Origin of the sequence: Microcoleus sp. F10-B2 (genome assembly GCF_036704965.1) — a bacterium.
In the GTDB taxonomy this organism is placed as follows: domain Bacteria; phylum Cyanobacteriota; class Cyanobacteriia; order Cyanobacteriales; family Microcoleaceae; genus Microcoleus.
This window is the reverse complement of the sequence record NZ_JAUBTB010000020.1, coordinates 59990-74077: the sequence shown is the minus strand read 5'-3', so window position 1 is coordinate 74077 and position 14088 is coordinate 59990. Positions and strand designations below refer to the sequence as shown.

Genomic DNA, 14088 nt, shown 5'->3' with positions numbered 1-14088 from the left:
AAAGTAGCAGAATTGACTATGGCACCATCTAGACCGTACCAGCCATTGCTGCTCAGGTTACTGCATGGGGTTAACGCTGCGATCGCCCTTTTAGCAATTTTGAGCGCATTTCTGGTTTACAACACCTACGATGGGCGGTTTGGCAAAGTCCCCGTGCCTCAGATTGCAGATATTATTGGGATTCACGGCACTTTTGGCAAGATGTTGCTGTTAGGAATAATGCCGGCTTTTGCATTGTACAGTTTCCACGCAGGCCAAAAATGCTTGGTGCAGTCGGATTCTTTTGGGAAACTAACGCAGTTGGGAAAACCGATTTGGTGGTACAGTTTGCACCGGATTGTGAATACGTTGATGTTGCTGGCACTGACTTTTTCGATCGCTTCTGGCAGTATGGTTAAGGAAGAATGGCTGCCGGCTGGGGAATTGACGCAGGTTTGGTATTATTTACACGCTTCTGGTTGGGTGGTATTGGTATTTTGTCTGGCAATGCACTTGTTGATGAGTGCGAAGGTGGGGGGTTTGCCACTAATTTTGTCGATGTTTGATGCCGCATATCGCCCGGAAGATTCGCCGGCTGCTTGGTGGAAGAAAATTCGCTCTTTGGTCGATCGCTCTTAACGTGAAAATGCTTAATTGGAAAATGAACAGAAATATTTTATTAATTGTTGCGGAAGTCTTGGTAATGGGAGGCTGGTTGTTTGCTGTGGTTGCACCTTTATTATTTCCCTAATCCTATCCTATCAATTTTTGTTAACAAATGATCGTGAGGTTTGTAGTGAAGACTTCAGCCCTCTGTTTTATGACGACTTGCATTCCTCACTACAAACCGAAATTAAGCTTTTCGCGCCGCTGGCTAGCAAGATTTGCGATGGGTTTCTCTGGCGACAAAATTCGATATCAAACGATCGGCAATTCTACTATAAATTCAGCACCACCCCCCGTTTTGGATTGAACCGGAGATTTAACTGTAAGGCGGCCGCCGTGCAATTCTACAATAATTTTATAGCAAACCGACAGCCCCAATCCTGTAAAATTTTTTAAGTATTTAGTATGGGAAAAGTGGTCAAATATTCTAGAGTGAATTTCCGGCGGAGTTGTGGAGGCGTTGTGGGCGATCGCTACTACAATAAACCTGCCTCTAGAATCCTCGACAATATCGGTGGTAATTGTAATAATTTGAGCGGAGTTTTCAATACTTTTAACAGCATCAATAGCATTGCTGACCAGACTCGCGAATACGTGGCTCAGTTGACCGGGATAACACAAAATTGGCGGCAGGTTGTTGTACTGCTTGACTACTAATATTTTTTCCTCCAGTTGGTGAGCGAGCAACAGCAAAATATTGTCGATGCTTTCATTAACGTTGGCGCGTTCTTTGGTGGCTTCGTCAGGAAGTGAAAATTTTCGCAAAGCCATGACTATCTGGCGAATGCGATCGGCTCCTATTTTCAAAAAGTTGAGAATTTGCGGCAACTCTTGGCTGATAAAATCTAGGTCGCCGGCTTCTATTTTTTTGGCGATTCGCGGCACAGGTTCGGGATATTGTTCGCGATAGAGGCGAATTATATGGAGCAAATATTTGATATAATCGTTGAGGTGAATCAGGCGGCCGTAAATAAAGTTAATCGGGTTATTAATTTCCCGGGCAACTTCGGCGGCTAGTTGACCGACACTTGTCATTCTTTCGCTTTGTACTAAATGCTCTTCGGTTCTTCTGAGTGTGGCTAAGACTTCTTCCACAAGTTTGAGATCCTCTTGAATTTGCCCGTGGAGTTGGGATTGGGAAATGGCGATTGCCAGCGAGTCTGCAATTGCTTCCAAAACTTCCACCTCCTCGGGAGTCGCAAACCGCCGATTGGCGCAGGCGAACAGATATCCGAGCCGATTAGTCTGAGTTAGTACGGGTAGTGCTGCGTAGCGGCTGTTTGTGAGTTCGATCTGGGCGTTTTCCTGAGATGCTGTGGCATCAAGGGCGGCGGTTTTATGTAGCAGTATCGTTTCGCAGCGGTGAAGCCGTGCAGCTAAATCTCCAGAGGGCCCTCCTGGAACGCCGAAGATTCCCAAGCGCCCCGGCAAACCTTCCCGGCAATATTCCCAGCAAAATTCTAAAGTATCTTGTCGGGGATCGTACCATCCAAAAATTGCTCGATCGAGCTTCAGCAAAGTACCGAGTTCGTCTACTGTAGTTTGGAGGATGCGATCGAGGTGCAAGCAAGCGCGAATGCGGCCGGTCAAGCGGTGGAAAAAAGCTTCTGCGCGAGTGCGAAGGCAGTTTAGGGCAAACAACTTGAGTGCCGCAATTTCTGCGAAAATAGCTGCGGTTAAGAGTACGCCTGCTGCTGCTGCGAGTATATTTAAGGGGAGCAGTTCTTTTTCGAGATTGTTGTGGGGAATTACCAAGGCGATCGACCATTCAGCTTGTTCTAAAGGAAGATAGGCAACATAAACTCTGGCGTCGTTGATTTTAGTCAGCAAAATGCCCGTTTTTTGATAAACCATCTCCCGGGCTACATTCGCCAAATTAGCATCCGCCGACTCTAAAAAACTGGGAGCCGGCTTGTCGATATTTCCCATTAGCAGATCGTTGGGATGTACAATCGGGACTCCTTGAGAATTGAGAACAAAAGCGTAAGTTCCTGCCCCATATTCCAGCTTTCCTACTACTTCGGCAATTCGGTCGATGCTAATGACGCCGTTCATTACTCCGATCGGCTTTTCGGATTTTTTATAAATAGAATTTGCCGAATTTGACCACACCGGAGCCGAAATGGGAACAATACTTTGTCGTTTGAGCGTGCGAGAAATGGTAGGATCTGAAACATAGACTTTCCCAGCCATTGCCTGTTTGAAGTGTTGGCGGTCGCTGACATTAATCAAGGCTCGGCCGACTTTTGTGGTGAAATAAGAACCGTCGGGTGCAATTAATGCAAAGTGCTGAAATTCTTTCAGTCGAATTACTTCGGATTTTAAATAAGGCTGTGCCACGGGCCAATTCATCGAACGAACGGGAGGAGTGTTGGCGAGGATTTCGATCTCGGCCTTTCTAGTGCCGATCCAGCGATCGATCTTGTTACCGCGATCCCTAACTTCTAACAAAGCATTTCGCTCTAAATTGGCGAGCGTCAAGCGGCGAACGCTTTGATAGCTGATAAAACCAGTGATGCTAGCTGCCAGAATTGTTCCGCCCAAAATTAAGAGCGCAGTTTTGTACCGAACATGGTATTCGCCCTTAAATCCCGCTGGCAATAGTCGAGTTAATTTCCACCACTTCACTCTCGCAAAGCTTCGCATGGTTTGACCAATTTGTGAAATTGAAATCCTCAGCTTATCTGCGATTTACTCGCCCCTCTGTCAGTAGTTTGAAGCTACTAGCATTCAATAATTGCGGGGATTTTTTAAGTTTTTCCCGCCTGCCCGCTCACCTTGTTAAACTGGAACGAAATTGTACCATATTTTTGACACATTAAAACATTTCATCAACAACTTAAGACTTTTCTTAACAGTCGTTAATAATTTATGTTAATTAGGTGATGCGAGCAGTGTGCACCCTATATTGAGATGTTTGGTGTTTGTCTTAATAACGAAATATTAAAAGTTTTTCCTTCATTAATGAACGAACGAAAAACTTATTACATCTTTAATTCACATCTCAAAACTCAAAACTATTTTCGGTGCATTCGCGGGCTGAGGCGGTGCTAAATTGCCACAGTTAGGCGATGTGTTTAAAGAACCTTGTGAGTGTGTTCGTGCTGTTTCACATTGTCTTCAGTGCGAATGACGCGCTCTGAGTTAAGCACTCTTTTGCGTTCTAAGGAATAAGTAAAGTCGTTGCGAACTGTTCCCAAGGGAATGTGAACTTTAGCTTCGGGGCGAATTTTGTAAGTGCGGGCGGCAGCGATCGCCCGAAAGCCGAATTCTTCGCTAAACTGAGCTGATGACGGGAACTCAGGCAGCATTTTGGGTGATTCGCCGTCGAGAACAGCTCCTAAAGTTGTGCCCCAAGCCATTTGATAAGATGTGGGAATTCCCTTGACAATTGCTTCCAAAGCTGCTGATGGAATAGCTTCGATTACTTGCACTTCAAAAACTTCGCCTTCTTCTTTGATGAAGCAGGTGGCTAAACCCACTACTATATAGTCGTCGGTGCAGAGATCGGGAGCGTTGGGATAAACTGTTGCAGTCGTCATAAAATCTTTTGAGTAGGAATTGAAAACTGGGAGCGAAAAATCAAGCGATTTGAGATTTTAGATTTTTTTCACAGATTTTTCCGGGGGATTTTACCTGGAAAATCTCAAACGGGCTGTTCTAATATCTAAAATTTCTGGGTTAAGCTCCAAAGAGCCGATCGCCCCAGCGTGTCGATCGTACCACATCAAGGTAGATGCCGGATGATTCGGCAAGGATTCCCCGCCGCCACGACGTTTGCGGGAATATCTTTGACAACAACACTGCCTGCGCCGATCGTGCTATTGTCGCCAATAGTCACTCCCGGACAAATAATACTGCCGCCGCCAATCCAAACATGATTGCCAATATTAATTTCAGCGGCGAGTTCTAGGCCAGAAAGTCTGATTTCCGGGTCAGTGGGGTGAAAAGCGGTGTAAATTTGTACGTTGGGCCCGCACAGCAAATTCTCGCCGATGTTAACTCGATTGCAGTCGAGAATCACGCAGCCAAAATTCATGTACAATCCGTTTCCCGCATAAATATTGCTGCCGTAGTCGCAGTAGAAAGGCGGCTCGATTTCAACTTTTGGGCCAACTGCACCGAACAATTCTGCGAGAATTTCTAACCGTTTGTCTGGTTCGTCTTCGCGGGTAGAATTGTAGGTTCGGGCCAGGCGGCGGGCTCGCTGGCGATCTAAAATTAATTGCTCGTCGGCAGCTAAATACAATTCGCCTGCGAGCATTTTTTGTTTTTCGGTTTTTTCCATAACAATCGGCGGTTGCAACCGCCACTATACAAACTTTCGTCCGTCTCGCTTGAGACTGAAGAATAATGTAGGGTGCGCAGTGCGCACCTTACGGCTATAATTATTAGCGCATCAAAGATTTTTTTGATGTTGCAGCATACATTTAGAGGTCAGGTTTTGACTGCAAACAAACAGCTAAATCCAGATTGGCTAATTGCTCAAAAGCTCGATCCATCGCTCCTTTTCCCCGCAAAAAACCAGTATTTGCACCGGGACAAATATACTGTAAGGTTTCGGGCGAAAATCGATCGATAATTGACTTCACGCTGTTAATTTGCCTGGGCCAGTGAAAAGTTTTTGCCGTCAACAGCGGTACTGGGGCTGCTTGTCGGTTGGGGAGCAAGTGTCTGCCCGAAAACAGCACTCCGCCGCTGCCGCTATCATAAAGGCAAGAGGAACCGGGAGAGTGGCCGGGAGTCCAAAATCCAAAAGTTCGATCGTTCAAAGCAAATTCTCGCTCAAAAACCGTCACCTTCAAACCCGGCAGCAAATAAGCTTCCTGCTCTTGAATCAGGATATCGCACCCGGTGGCTTCCTGAATCTCCCGCGCCTTAGCGATAGCGCCGCGGTGGGTGAGAAACAGGAGTCGCACGCCGCCGTGTTCCCGCAAAAATGTTTGGTTAATCTCATCCCAAGCGGGACAATCCACCAGGATGTTAGTTTGGTTTTCTACAATGAAATAGGCTGTCGCACCCAGGGTATCCCGGTTAGGCGGGAAAGCAAAGATATTGTCGAGCACGCGCCTGGGTTGTTTGGAGACTGAACTCTGTTGTTTCAAGGAAGTATTGAGAAGGACTGGAATAAATATTATGTTCTTTTTACTATGGTTGTTCGTATTGGGACTGATATCGTACTTCTTGTTGCACAACGGCACCAGCCGCATCACCCGAACTCCGGTATGGCTGCTGTGGCTGGTAATGATGGCACCAGCGCTGATTTGGAGTGGTTGGGTTTTAGTTAACGGTACGAGCAAAACAGTACCGCCGGAGTTGGTAATTATACCTTTTCTGGTTTGCCCTTTTTTGTACTGGTTTTTGGTACAGTTGGGGCGCAAGAAAATTACCAGCGAAACTGCTGAGCAAGTAGCAGACTCTGCGACTGAACCTGCAAACCCAAAACCTCCCCTGCGCCCGATTGATCGAGCAGAAGAAGCGAGTTTGCGCGATTGTTTTCCTTGGTCAATTTACTTTTTGCGAGATTTGGAATTTCGGCCGCAAGCTGTAATTTGTCGCGGACAGTTGCGCACTAATCCGGAGGCAGCTTATCAGGCGATTCGGGAGAATGTGGAGAGGCATTTTGGCGATCGCTTTTTAGTAATATTTCAAAACAGCTTGAGCGGTCAACCTTTTTTTGCCCTAGTTCCCAATCCCAGCAGCAAAGCCGGGGAAACTCCCCTGACTGACCTTAAAACTCCATCTCTAACCAGGCCGTTTTTAGCATTAGCTTTGGTGCTGATCGCGGTGTTTACGACTACGATTGTCGGGGCGCAAATGGCCGGAGTTACTGAAAAAGCTTTGCAGGCAAACCCGTCAATGTTGCTCCAGGGTTTGCCTTACTCGCTGGCTCTGATTACAATTTTAGGAATTCATGAATCCGGTCACTATTTAGCTGCCAGATTCTACAAAATTCGCACGACTTTGCCTTATTTTATTCCGATTCCTTTTTTCTTGGGAACTTTTGGTGCCTTCATTCAAATGCGGAGTCCAATTCCCAACCGCCGAGCTTTATTTGACATCAGTATTGCCGGCCCGCTTGCGGGTTTGGTTGCGACAGTGCCGTTGTTGATGTGGGGTTTGGATCGTTCGACTCTTGTACCGCTGTCTGACAAGTCGGGAATGTTAAATTTTGACTCTTTTACTCCCAAATTTTCGCTGCTGATGACTTTGTTGAGCAAGTTAACTTTGGGCGGGGCTTTGAATGCGGAAACTGCTATTGATTTGCATCCGGTAGCGGTGGCGGGTTATTTGGGTTTGATCGTGACGGCGTTTAATTTGATGCCGGTGGGACAGTTCGATGGCGGGCACATCGTGCACGCGATGTTCGGCCAGCGAGCGAGTATGGCGATCGGGCAAGTTGCTAGACTTTGTATGCTGCTGCTGGCGTTTTTGGAACAGGGTTTGCTGCTGTGGGCAATTATTTTGTTTCTGACGCCGCTAAACGACGAACCGGCGTTGAATGATGTCAGCGAGTTGGATAATCGGCGGGATTTTTTGGGGTTGCTGACGATCGGGCTTTTGTTAATTATTTTGTTACCGGCGCCCAGGATACTCATTGATTGGTTAAATGTTTAGAAGGAAAAGGGAAGTTCGGCAACGAGCAATGTACGGGGTGTAACGGAAAGAAGAAAGAAGAAACAAGAAAGAGGGCAGAAGGATTGAGTTATCGGGCGAGAGAAAGAAGAGGAAGAAGGAAGAAAAGAGAGGTTTACCAATTCTGCAAGGGTTGCTATATTAGGACTTACGCGGTGATAAACCCGCTTTCTTGCTAGAGACTTCGCTACCAAACCAAGATTTTTCGCAGGAGCATCCCAATTTAGTAAAAAGCGTTTTTTAGGAGTGCGAGCGTCTCGCTCGCGGCTAAATCGCGAGCGAGACGCTCGCACGCTATATCATCCAAATATATTATTCTGATGCAACCGTGCATGATGAAAGCAAAAATGGGATGCTCCCTTTCTCCCAGAAACCGGGTTTATGAGGCGTAAGTCCTGTATACAAGCGAGTTTAGCTTTTCTCAACTCGCTTTCTATCTCGAAGTAATCTTTATTTCCACCGACTGATTAGAGAAATATGTCTTACAAATCCTTTACTTTCCAACAATTAAAAGAGCGATTTGGATTGGAGCTATCACTCAGTCCTATTTTGAGTGCCAAGGTTGTTCCTGTAGAACCCTCCGAATGGCTTTGGAGAGCAATCGAAATTAGTTCTAACACTGCTGTTACAACTGCAAAAGAACGTTCGGAACGGATTATTTCTCCTATTCTGTTAGAATTTAGAGAAAGGAACAACAGACAATTTTCTGTTTTTTCTGGTTGGTCATTTGATGTAGATGTTTCTCGGGGATTGAATGGGGAATGCGACTTTCTACTGTCTTCCGTGCCGTTTGATTTTGAAATTAAAGTTCCGGTTTTTGCATTGAGAGAAACGAAAGGCGGAGAAATAGAATCTTGTCTGCCGCAGTGTGCCGCACAAATGGTGGCGGCTCAGCTATTTAACGAACGCGAACACAATTCAATACCTGCCGTATTTGGCTGCGTAACTACTGGCGTTGTCTGGCGGTTTCTTAAATTAGAAGGAAATAATTTAATTATCGATGCTGATGTTTATTGTCTCGATAATATTCCTATGATTTTAGGGGTTTTGCAAACAATGGTTAATTTATACCAATAATTTAACGAGTATAAAATAGGTTTGTATAGCTTTTCTCAGTAACATGAGGTACACGCTCGATCGAGGGCATAGGGCATAAACCTCCGTGGGCATAGGGCATACCTCACTTTATTAAGAACTGCTATAGTTAGAAACTCCGTCCTCATTACAAAATTAATTAATGCTTTTACGGGATGCAAAATCATTTTTTTTGACTGCAAATCAAATAATATAGCTGTACCAATGATTGCACTTACACCAGAACAAACAGCGTTAATTCCGATTTATCGCCAGAAGTGGCGACAAATTGGACTGTCGATAAAACCAGTCGATCGCCCGCCAGCTACAGCCGCTATCAACACCGCCTACAACATCATCGGCTTTGGTGAACCGGAAATTATTTTTTGTGACAGCCCTTACACAGCTTTGCAAGCAGTTGAAAGACTAAGGATACGCGATTCCGGTCTGGAAACAGGCAGCGAAATCAGAAACAAAATTCACAATGAATTGTACGATATATTAAGGAGTCAACTGGGCAGGCAATTAGAAAATAAGATTTACAGCCAACTCTATAACCCGCTGTACGCTCAACTGATGAATCAACTGCACGTTCATGTTAAAGACGAAGTTTACGTCAAATTAGCAAGGAAGTTGGGCGGGAGATTTCAGAGATTTTTCATCGATCAGACTTATCGTAATAACACCATAGTTTCGGAACTGTCAGCCTGTCACGGAAGTTGGGTGGATTTTTGTATTGGTGTGTTAAATTTGGAGGTCGATCGCTCTTTATATTCAGCCTTTCAATCCTTAGTGGAAAACTGCGGCTGGATTTACCCGTTTGAGAAAATGTGCTTTGTGTGCGATCGCCCGCGACAACTTCATTTTGACAGCGAATATTTGCTCCACGCAGAAGGCCAACCAGCGGTCGAGTTTGCTGACAAGTTCAGTGTATACTGTTATCGCGGCGTGCGACTGCCGGAAACAATCGGTCAAGTGCCGCCGCAGTCTTGGCAAGCTTCATGGCTGTTAACAGAACAGAATGCCGAAGTGCGGCGAGTTTTGATTCAGGCGATCGGCTATCCGAGAATTTGTCAAGAATTGCAAGCAACAGAATTGGATACTTGGCAAGAATATAGTTTGTTGAAAATTGAAAATAATATTGACATAGAGCCAATTTATTTGTTGAAGATGACTTGTCCGAGTACGGGACACGTTCACGTTTTGCGAGTACCCCCGGAAGTGCGATCCTCTTCGAGGGCTTCGCTAACGGCTAAAGAAGCGATTAGCTGGGTAAATTGGGGAATAGATCCGGAAGAATTTCAAGTGCAGACTTGAGGCGAAAGTTTAGAGTTTTCAGTGCGCCAGCTTACAGTTAAAGAATTACAGCGCCACAAAAGCAGCGTTGTGCACAAGTCCAGAACAATTAAAAAATGTAGAATTGCAGCCACCGCTTGATACTATGTACTCTGGTAGCTAAAACCAAATAACTCAAATCGACATGAGCCAGCATCCAGACCGCATTGCCCCTCACGGCGGCATCCTGGTCAACCGCATTGCCACACTAGACCAAAGACAAGAATTTTTCGACAAAGCAGAAGTCTTACCGCGAGTCCAGCTTTCGGATCGATCGATCTCCGACCTGCAAATGATCGCGATCGGCGCCCTGAGTCCCCTTCAAGGGTTCATGAACGAAGCTGATTATCGATCGGTCGTTAAAGAAATGCGCCTCTCCAACGGCCTTCCTTGGTCGATTCCCATCACCCTCTCAGTCAGCGAAGCAGTCGCCGACAGCCTCGCAGAAGGCACTTTAGTGCGCCTCGACTCGCAGGCCGGCGAATTTGTCGGCATTTTGGAACTCGCAGAAAAATACCGCTACAGCAAAGAAGAAGAAGCCCTCAACGTCTACCGCACCGATGACCTCAAACATCCGGGCGTCCAAGTAGTAGACAAATCCGGGCCCGTTAATCTCGCAGGCGACGTTTGGCTGCTGGAACGCGAACTAGACGCCCGGTTTCCCCAATACCAAATTGACCCGGCAAAATCGAGAATTCTGTTCAAAGAAAAAGGATGGAAAACTATAGTCGGTTTCCAAACCCGAAACCCCATCCACCGGGCCCACGAATACATCCAAAAATGCGCCTTAGAAACAGTAGACGGCTTGTTCCTGCACCCGCTAGTGGGGACGACAAAAGATGACGACATCCCCGCTGACGTGCGGATGCGCTGCTACGAAATTTTGCTAGAAAAATACTATCCAAAAGATCGCGTAATTTTGGCAATTAATCCGGCGGCGATGCGCTACGCCGGGCCGCGAGAAGCAATTTTTCATGCTTTAATCCGCAAAAACTACGGCTGCACTCACTTTATCGTGGGGCGCGATCACGCTGGAGTTGGCGATTATTACGGCACTTACGATGCCCAACATATTTTTGACGAATTTGAGCCGGGAGAATTGGGAATTGTGCCGATGAAATTCGAGCACGCTTTCTATTGCACGCTGACGGAACAAATGGCTACAACTAAAACCAGTCCCAGCACTCCCGAACAGCGGGTGCATTTGTCTGGAACCAAAGTGCGGGAAATGCTGCGCGCTGGAAAATTGCCGCCGCCCCAGTTTTCCCGGCCGGAAGTCGCTGCTGAATTGGCCAGGGCAATGAATATTTTCAGTTACGAGATTTAAATCTTGAACCTTGTCTGGGCGGCATTCTGAATAGTTGGGAATTTTGAGTTTTTAGTTGACAAGTTACAACTTTTGTCCTGGACGCCCAAGCGCGTCGCAATCGGGTTTTGGAACAAAAATACGTGCTTAAAACCCTCAATTTCGGTTAAAAAACCCGGTTTCTTTGTGGGCAAGTGCGTCCAGGACAAAACTTAAAAGTTAAAACTTAAAAGTTAAAACTTCTCTTAATACTAAACACTCACAATCTAATTAATTCCCCTAAAATTATTGAGGGAATTTAACTGAAACAGTTCGCGATCGCACGCTTCCCAAAAAAACCCGGTCGATCGTTGTCGCGATCGAGCGTATACGACCAAATTACGTCAATAAACCGGGTTTTTGCGTAAGTATTGTTAAAATTCAGAACTTAAAATTCAAAGCTATTTAAAAATGGGACTGAAGCGGCGGGAATTTTTGCAGCAAGCTGGCCGGATGCTGGCCGCCATCGGAATCAGCGAGGCCCTGTGGCTGCGGTTGGGCTCGCGCTACCTCGAAGCCTTAGCCCAGCCGACAGCCCGCAAATTGGCTTTGTTGGTAGGGGTTGACAAATATCCAGACTCGCCCATGCGCGGCTGCCTTACGGATGTGGAATTGCAGCGGGAACTGCTGACATATCGGTTTGGGTTTGTGCCGTCTGACATTTTGACTTTGACTGACGCTCAAGCTACCAGGGACAATATCGAGACGGCTTTTGCGACTCACTTGACTCAACAAGCAAAACCCGGTGACGTGGTAGTTTTTCACTTTAGCGGTTGCGGTAGTCGAGTCAGTTTGGCTGAGTCTTCCGGAATAATGCAAAACAGTTTGGTGCCGGCGGATGATGTTTTGCCGCTGTTAGCAAACCGGGCGGTGAACGATATTTTAGAGGAAACGCTGCTGCTGTTGGTGCGATCGCTCGCGACAGAAAATGCGATCGCCATCCTCGACACCAGCTACACCTATCCGGGTCTCCCCAAAAACGGCAACTTTCGCATTCGCTCCCGTCCCCGCCCCACCATCGGCGAGCCAAGCCTCGGAGAATTAACGTTCGCCGAAGGTCTCAAATCCCGGCCAAATCTCCGTCCTGCGGCCGCGGTACTTGCTGCGGCCGCCAATTCTCAAATCGCCGCCGAACAAGAGTGGAACGGATTTAGTGCAGGTTTGTTTACCTACGCCCTCACCCAAACTTTGTGGTGGGCCACTCCGGCTACCAGCTTCAGCGTCAGTTTCAGCCGCGCCGCGGGTAATGTCGAGCAAATCACGGGGTTATCGCAGCAACCGCAAATTCTAAATCACGATTTAACAGCGCCGCTGGCGGTGAATTTTTCAAATTTAATGTTCAATTCCCCTGCTGCTGACGGCGCTGTGACGGCGGTGGAAGAAGGCGGCAAAACTGTGCAGTTGTGGCTGGGCGGGTTGTCGCCGGGGGTTTTGGAGTGCTGTGCTGGTTCTGTGTTTGCTTTGGATTCCTCCGAGGGCGACCGGCTTTTGCTGCGGGGACGCACGGGCCTCTCTGCTAAAGCCCAAGTTTTAGACAAGCCCGATCGAACAAATCGGCAATTAACAGCCGGCGAACTGGTGAGGGAAGAAATTCGGGTATTGCCGCGAAACATCGGTTTGACAGTAGCTTTGGACTCGGGTTTGGAACGCATCGAGCGCGTGGACGCCACCAGTGCTTTCGCGACTGTGCCGCAAGTTGCGGCCGTAGGTAGCGACCAACCGGCTGACTGTCGGTTCGGCAGAGTCCCGGAAACGACTTTAGCCGAAACAGTCTCGGCTCACGAGCCTGCTTTGATACAAAGCCGTTACGGTTTGTTTTCTTCGGCTCAAATCTTGATTCCCGATACTCAGGGCGACGGGGGAGAAGCCGTCAAGGTGGCGGTGCAGCGCTTGACTCCGCAGTTGAAAGCGCTGCAGGCGGGGAAATTGCTGCGGCTGACAGTCAATGAGGGGTCTTCGCGCCTGAAGGTGCGGGCGGTTCTAGCAACTCTCGCACCGCAAGCGCCGGCTGTGGTGCAGCGGGAGACGGTGCGGGCCGGCGGTGATTATCCGCTGGAACCGCTGAGGGGGGAAAGCGAGAAATCGGTCAGGACTCATATACTAAGTGTGGAAAAAGGCAGCCGCGTTCAGTATAATTTGTATAACGACAGCGATCGCCCGGTTTACTTTGCGGTGTTTGGCTCCGATAGCGCGGGACGGCCCTCAGTGCTCGGCGCTGAGGGCAAAGACGCTGTGGGCAGTATGTCGCTGGCGATCGCTCCTGGGGAGAATTTGACCGTGCCGGCGGCTGGGGCGATCCTCTTCGTTGGCGCAGCCCCCGTAGGGGCGGGCTTCGCTAACGGGTGGGCGGTATCCGGGCCGATCGGACTTGCGGAAACTTTAATTATATTTAGTGAGAGTCCGTTCGATCGAACTCTGGCTGCAATAGAAGCCGAAATGCAGCAAACGAGGGATGTCCAGCCAATTCGAGTGTTGTTGAATCCTTTAAATGTGGCGCGGGCGGTACTCGAAGATTTGCACGCCGCTAGCATTCCGGGGGTGCAGAAAGTGGGGATATCGACGGATGATTTGGCTTTGGATGTGAGTGTTTGGGCAACTCTGAGTTTTGTTTATCGGGTAGTTTAATTGAAAAACGGGGACTGGGGAATGTTTTCTATAACCTATAATCCGAATCTATCCCAGTACGAAATCGATATTCATTTCCAAATCAGGAAAGGCGAGCGACGCAACTTGTTGACCCCGCCAAAATTTGTGGATTAAACTGTAGCCATTAGGAGTTGGCTGGAGGTAAACTTCTAAACACTGTGCCTCTATATCTACTAGCCAGACTTCTTGAATGAGCGATCGAGCGTAAATCAGAACTTTCACATCTCGATCGTGATCAACCGTGCTATCGGATACTTCTACCAACAGCAAAACTTCTGACGGTAATGGATGTGCTGTTGAATAGTAATCAGCCGGGGGTTTCAGCAATATTACATCAGGTTGAGGTTCGGTGCGATCGCTCAACTGGATGGGGTTGTGCGCATCCAGAAAAGCCCGGTTACTGGGAA

11 protein-coding genes are annotated in these 14088 nt (G+C 47.5%); 6 read left to right on the top strand and 5 right to left on the bottom strand.

All coding sequences use genetic code 11. The features are described from left to right. The first annotated feature begins 18 nt into the window (after positions 1-18). Positions 19-618, top strand: coding sequence for a cytochrome b/b6 domain-containing protein (locus tag QUA99_RS10490; protein ID WP_333235916.1), 600 nt, complete (start codon positions 19-21; stop codon positions 616-618). A 279-nt stretch (positions 619-897) separates the two neighbouring features. On the opposite strand, the gene QUA99_RS10485 is transcribed toward QUA99_RS10490, so the two are convergent. The 4 genes from QUA99_RS10485 to QUA99_RS10470 form a co-directional block, all read right to left on the bottom strand. Beyond that, positions 898-3291 carry a cache domain-containing protein gene (locus tag QUA99_RS10485; RefSeq protein WP_333343244.1) on the bottom strand — a complete coding sequence of 798 codons (2394 nt, stop codon included), beginning with the start codon at positions 3289-3291 and terminating at the stop codon, positions 898-900. 431 nt (positions 3292-3722) lie between these two features. Further along, positions 3723-4187, bottom strand: coding sequence for a hypothetical protein (locus QUA99_RS10480; RefSeq protein ID WP_333235919.1), 465 nt, complete (start codon positions 4185-4187; stop codon positions 3723-3725). 185 nt (positions 4188-4372) lie between these two features. Continuing rightward, a complete protein-coding gene (locus QUA99_RS10475; RefSeq protein WP_333235920.1) occupies positions 4373-4933 on the bottom strand; it encodes a sugar O-acetyltransferase in 561 nt (186 codons plus the stop codon). Positions 4934-5075: 142 nt separating this feature from the next. Next, positions 5076-5750: an MBL fold metallo-hydrolase gene (locus QUA99_RS10470; RefSeq protein WP_333235922.1), complete on the bottom strand. Its 675-nt coding sequence runs from the start codon at positions 5748-5750 to the stop codon at positions 5076-5078. A 31-nt stretch (positions 5751-5781) separates the two neighbouring features. Between QUA99_RS10470 and QUA99_RS10465 the strand changes: the two genes are divergently transcribed. From QUA99_RS10465 to QUA99_RS10445, 5 genes are all read left to right on the top strand, one after another. Next, the gene (locus QUA99_RS10465) at positions 5782-7263 is read left to right on the top strand and encodes a site-2 protease family protein (protein ID WP_333235924.1); all 1482 of its coding nucleotides are present in this window, start codon (positions 5782-5784) and stop codon (positions 7261-7263) included. Positions 7264-7758: 495 nt separating this feature from the next. Next, the gene (locus QUA99_RS10460) at positions 7759-8358 is read left to right on the top strand and encodes a hypothetical protein (RefSeq protein ID WP_333235925.1); all 600 of its coding nucleotides are present in this window, start codon (positions 7759-7761) and stop codon (positions 8356-8358) included. Between the two features lie 222 nt (positions 8359-8580). Further along, the gene (locus QUA99_RS10455; RefSeq protein ID WP_333235926.1) at positions 8581-9672 is read left to right on the top strand and encodes a DUF6745 domain-containing protein; all 1092 of its coding nucleotides are present in this window, start codon (positions 8581-8583) and stop codon (positions 9670-9672) included. Between the two features lie 163 nt (positions 9673-9835). Next, on the top strand, positions 9836-11017 hold the full coding sequence (gene sat / locus QUA99_RS10450) for a sulfate adenylyltransferase (protein WP_333235927.1): 1182 nt from the start codon (positions 9836-9838) through the stop codon (positions 11015-11017). 429 nt (positions 11018-11446) lie between these two features. Further along, positions 11447-13660, top strand: a complete 2214-nt coding sequence (locus QUA99_RS10445) for a caspase family protein (RefSeq protein ID WP_333235928.1) — start codon at positions 11447-11449, stop codon at positions 13658-13660. 48 nt (positions 13661-13708) lie between these two features. Here QUA99_RS10445 and QUA99_RS10440 read toward each other — a convergent pair whose 3' ends face one another. After that, positions 13709-14044, bottom strand: coding sequence for a Uma2 family endonuclease (locus tag QUA99_RS10440; RefSeq protein ID WP_333235929.1), 336 nt, complete (start codon positions 14042-14044; stop codon positions 13709-13711). Positions 14045-14088 lie beyond the last annotated feature (44 nt).

Excerpts from the sequence above, each read along its gene's own strand:
- QUA99_RS10490 (WP_333235916.1), top strand. The coding sequence starts at position 19 with ATGGCACCATCTAGACCGTACCAGCCATTGCTGCTCAGGTTACTGCAT.
- QUA99_RS10485 (WP_333343244.1), bottom strand. The coding sequence starts at position 3,291 with ATGCGAAGCTTTGCGAGAGTGAAGTGGTGGAAATTAACTCGACTATTG.
- QUA99_RS10480 (WP_333235919.1), bottom strand. The coding sequence starts at position 4,187 with ATGACGACTGCAACAGTTTATCCCAACGCTCCCGATCTCTGCACCGAC.
- QUA99_RS10475 (WP_333235920.1), bottom strand. The coding sequence starts at position 4,933 with ATGGAAAAAACCGAAAAACAAAAAATGCTCGCAGGCGAATTGTATTTA.
- QUA99_RS10465 (WP_333235924.1), top strand. The coding sequence starts at position 5,782 with ATGTTCTTTTTACTATGGTTGTTCGTATTGGGACTGATATCGTACTTC.
- QUA99_RS10460 (WP_333235925.1), top strand. The coding sequence starts at position 7,759 with ATGTCTTACAAATCCTTTACTTTCCAACAATTAAAAGAGCGATTTGGA.
- QUA99_RS10455 (WP_333235926.1), top strand. The coding sequence starts at position 8,581 with ATGATTGCACTTACACCAGAACAAACAGCGTTAATTCCGATTTATCGC.
- sat (WP_333235927.1), top strand. The coding sequence starts at position 9,836 with ATGAGCCAGCATCCAGACCGCATTGCCCCTCACGGCGGCATCCTGGTC.
- QUA99_RS10445 (WP_333235928.1), top strand. The coding sequence starts at position 11,447 with ATGGGACTGAAGCGGCGGGAATTTTTGCAGCAAGCTGGCCGGATGCTG.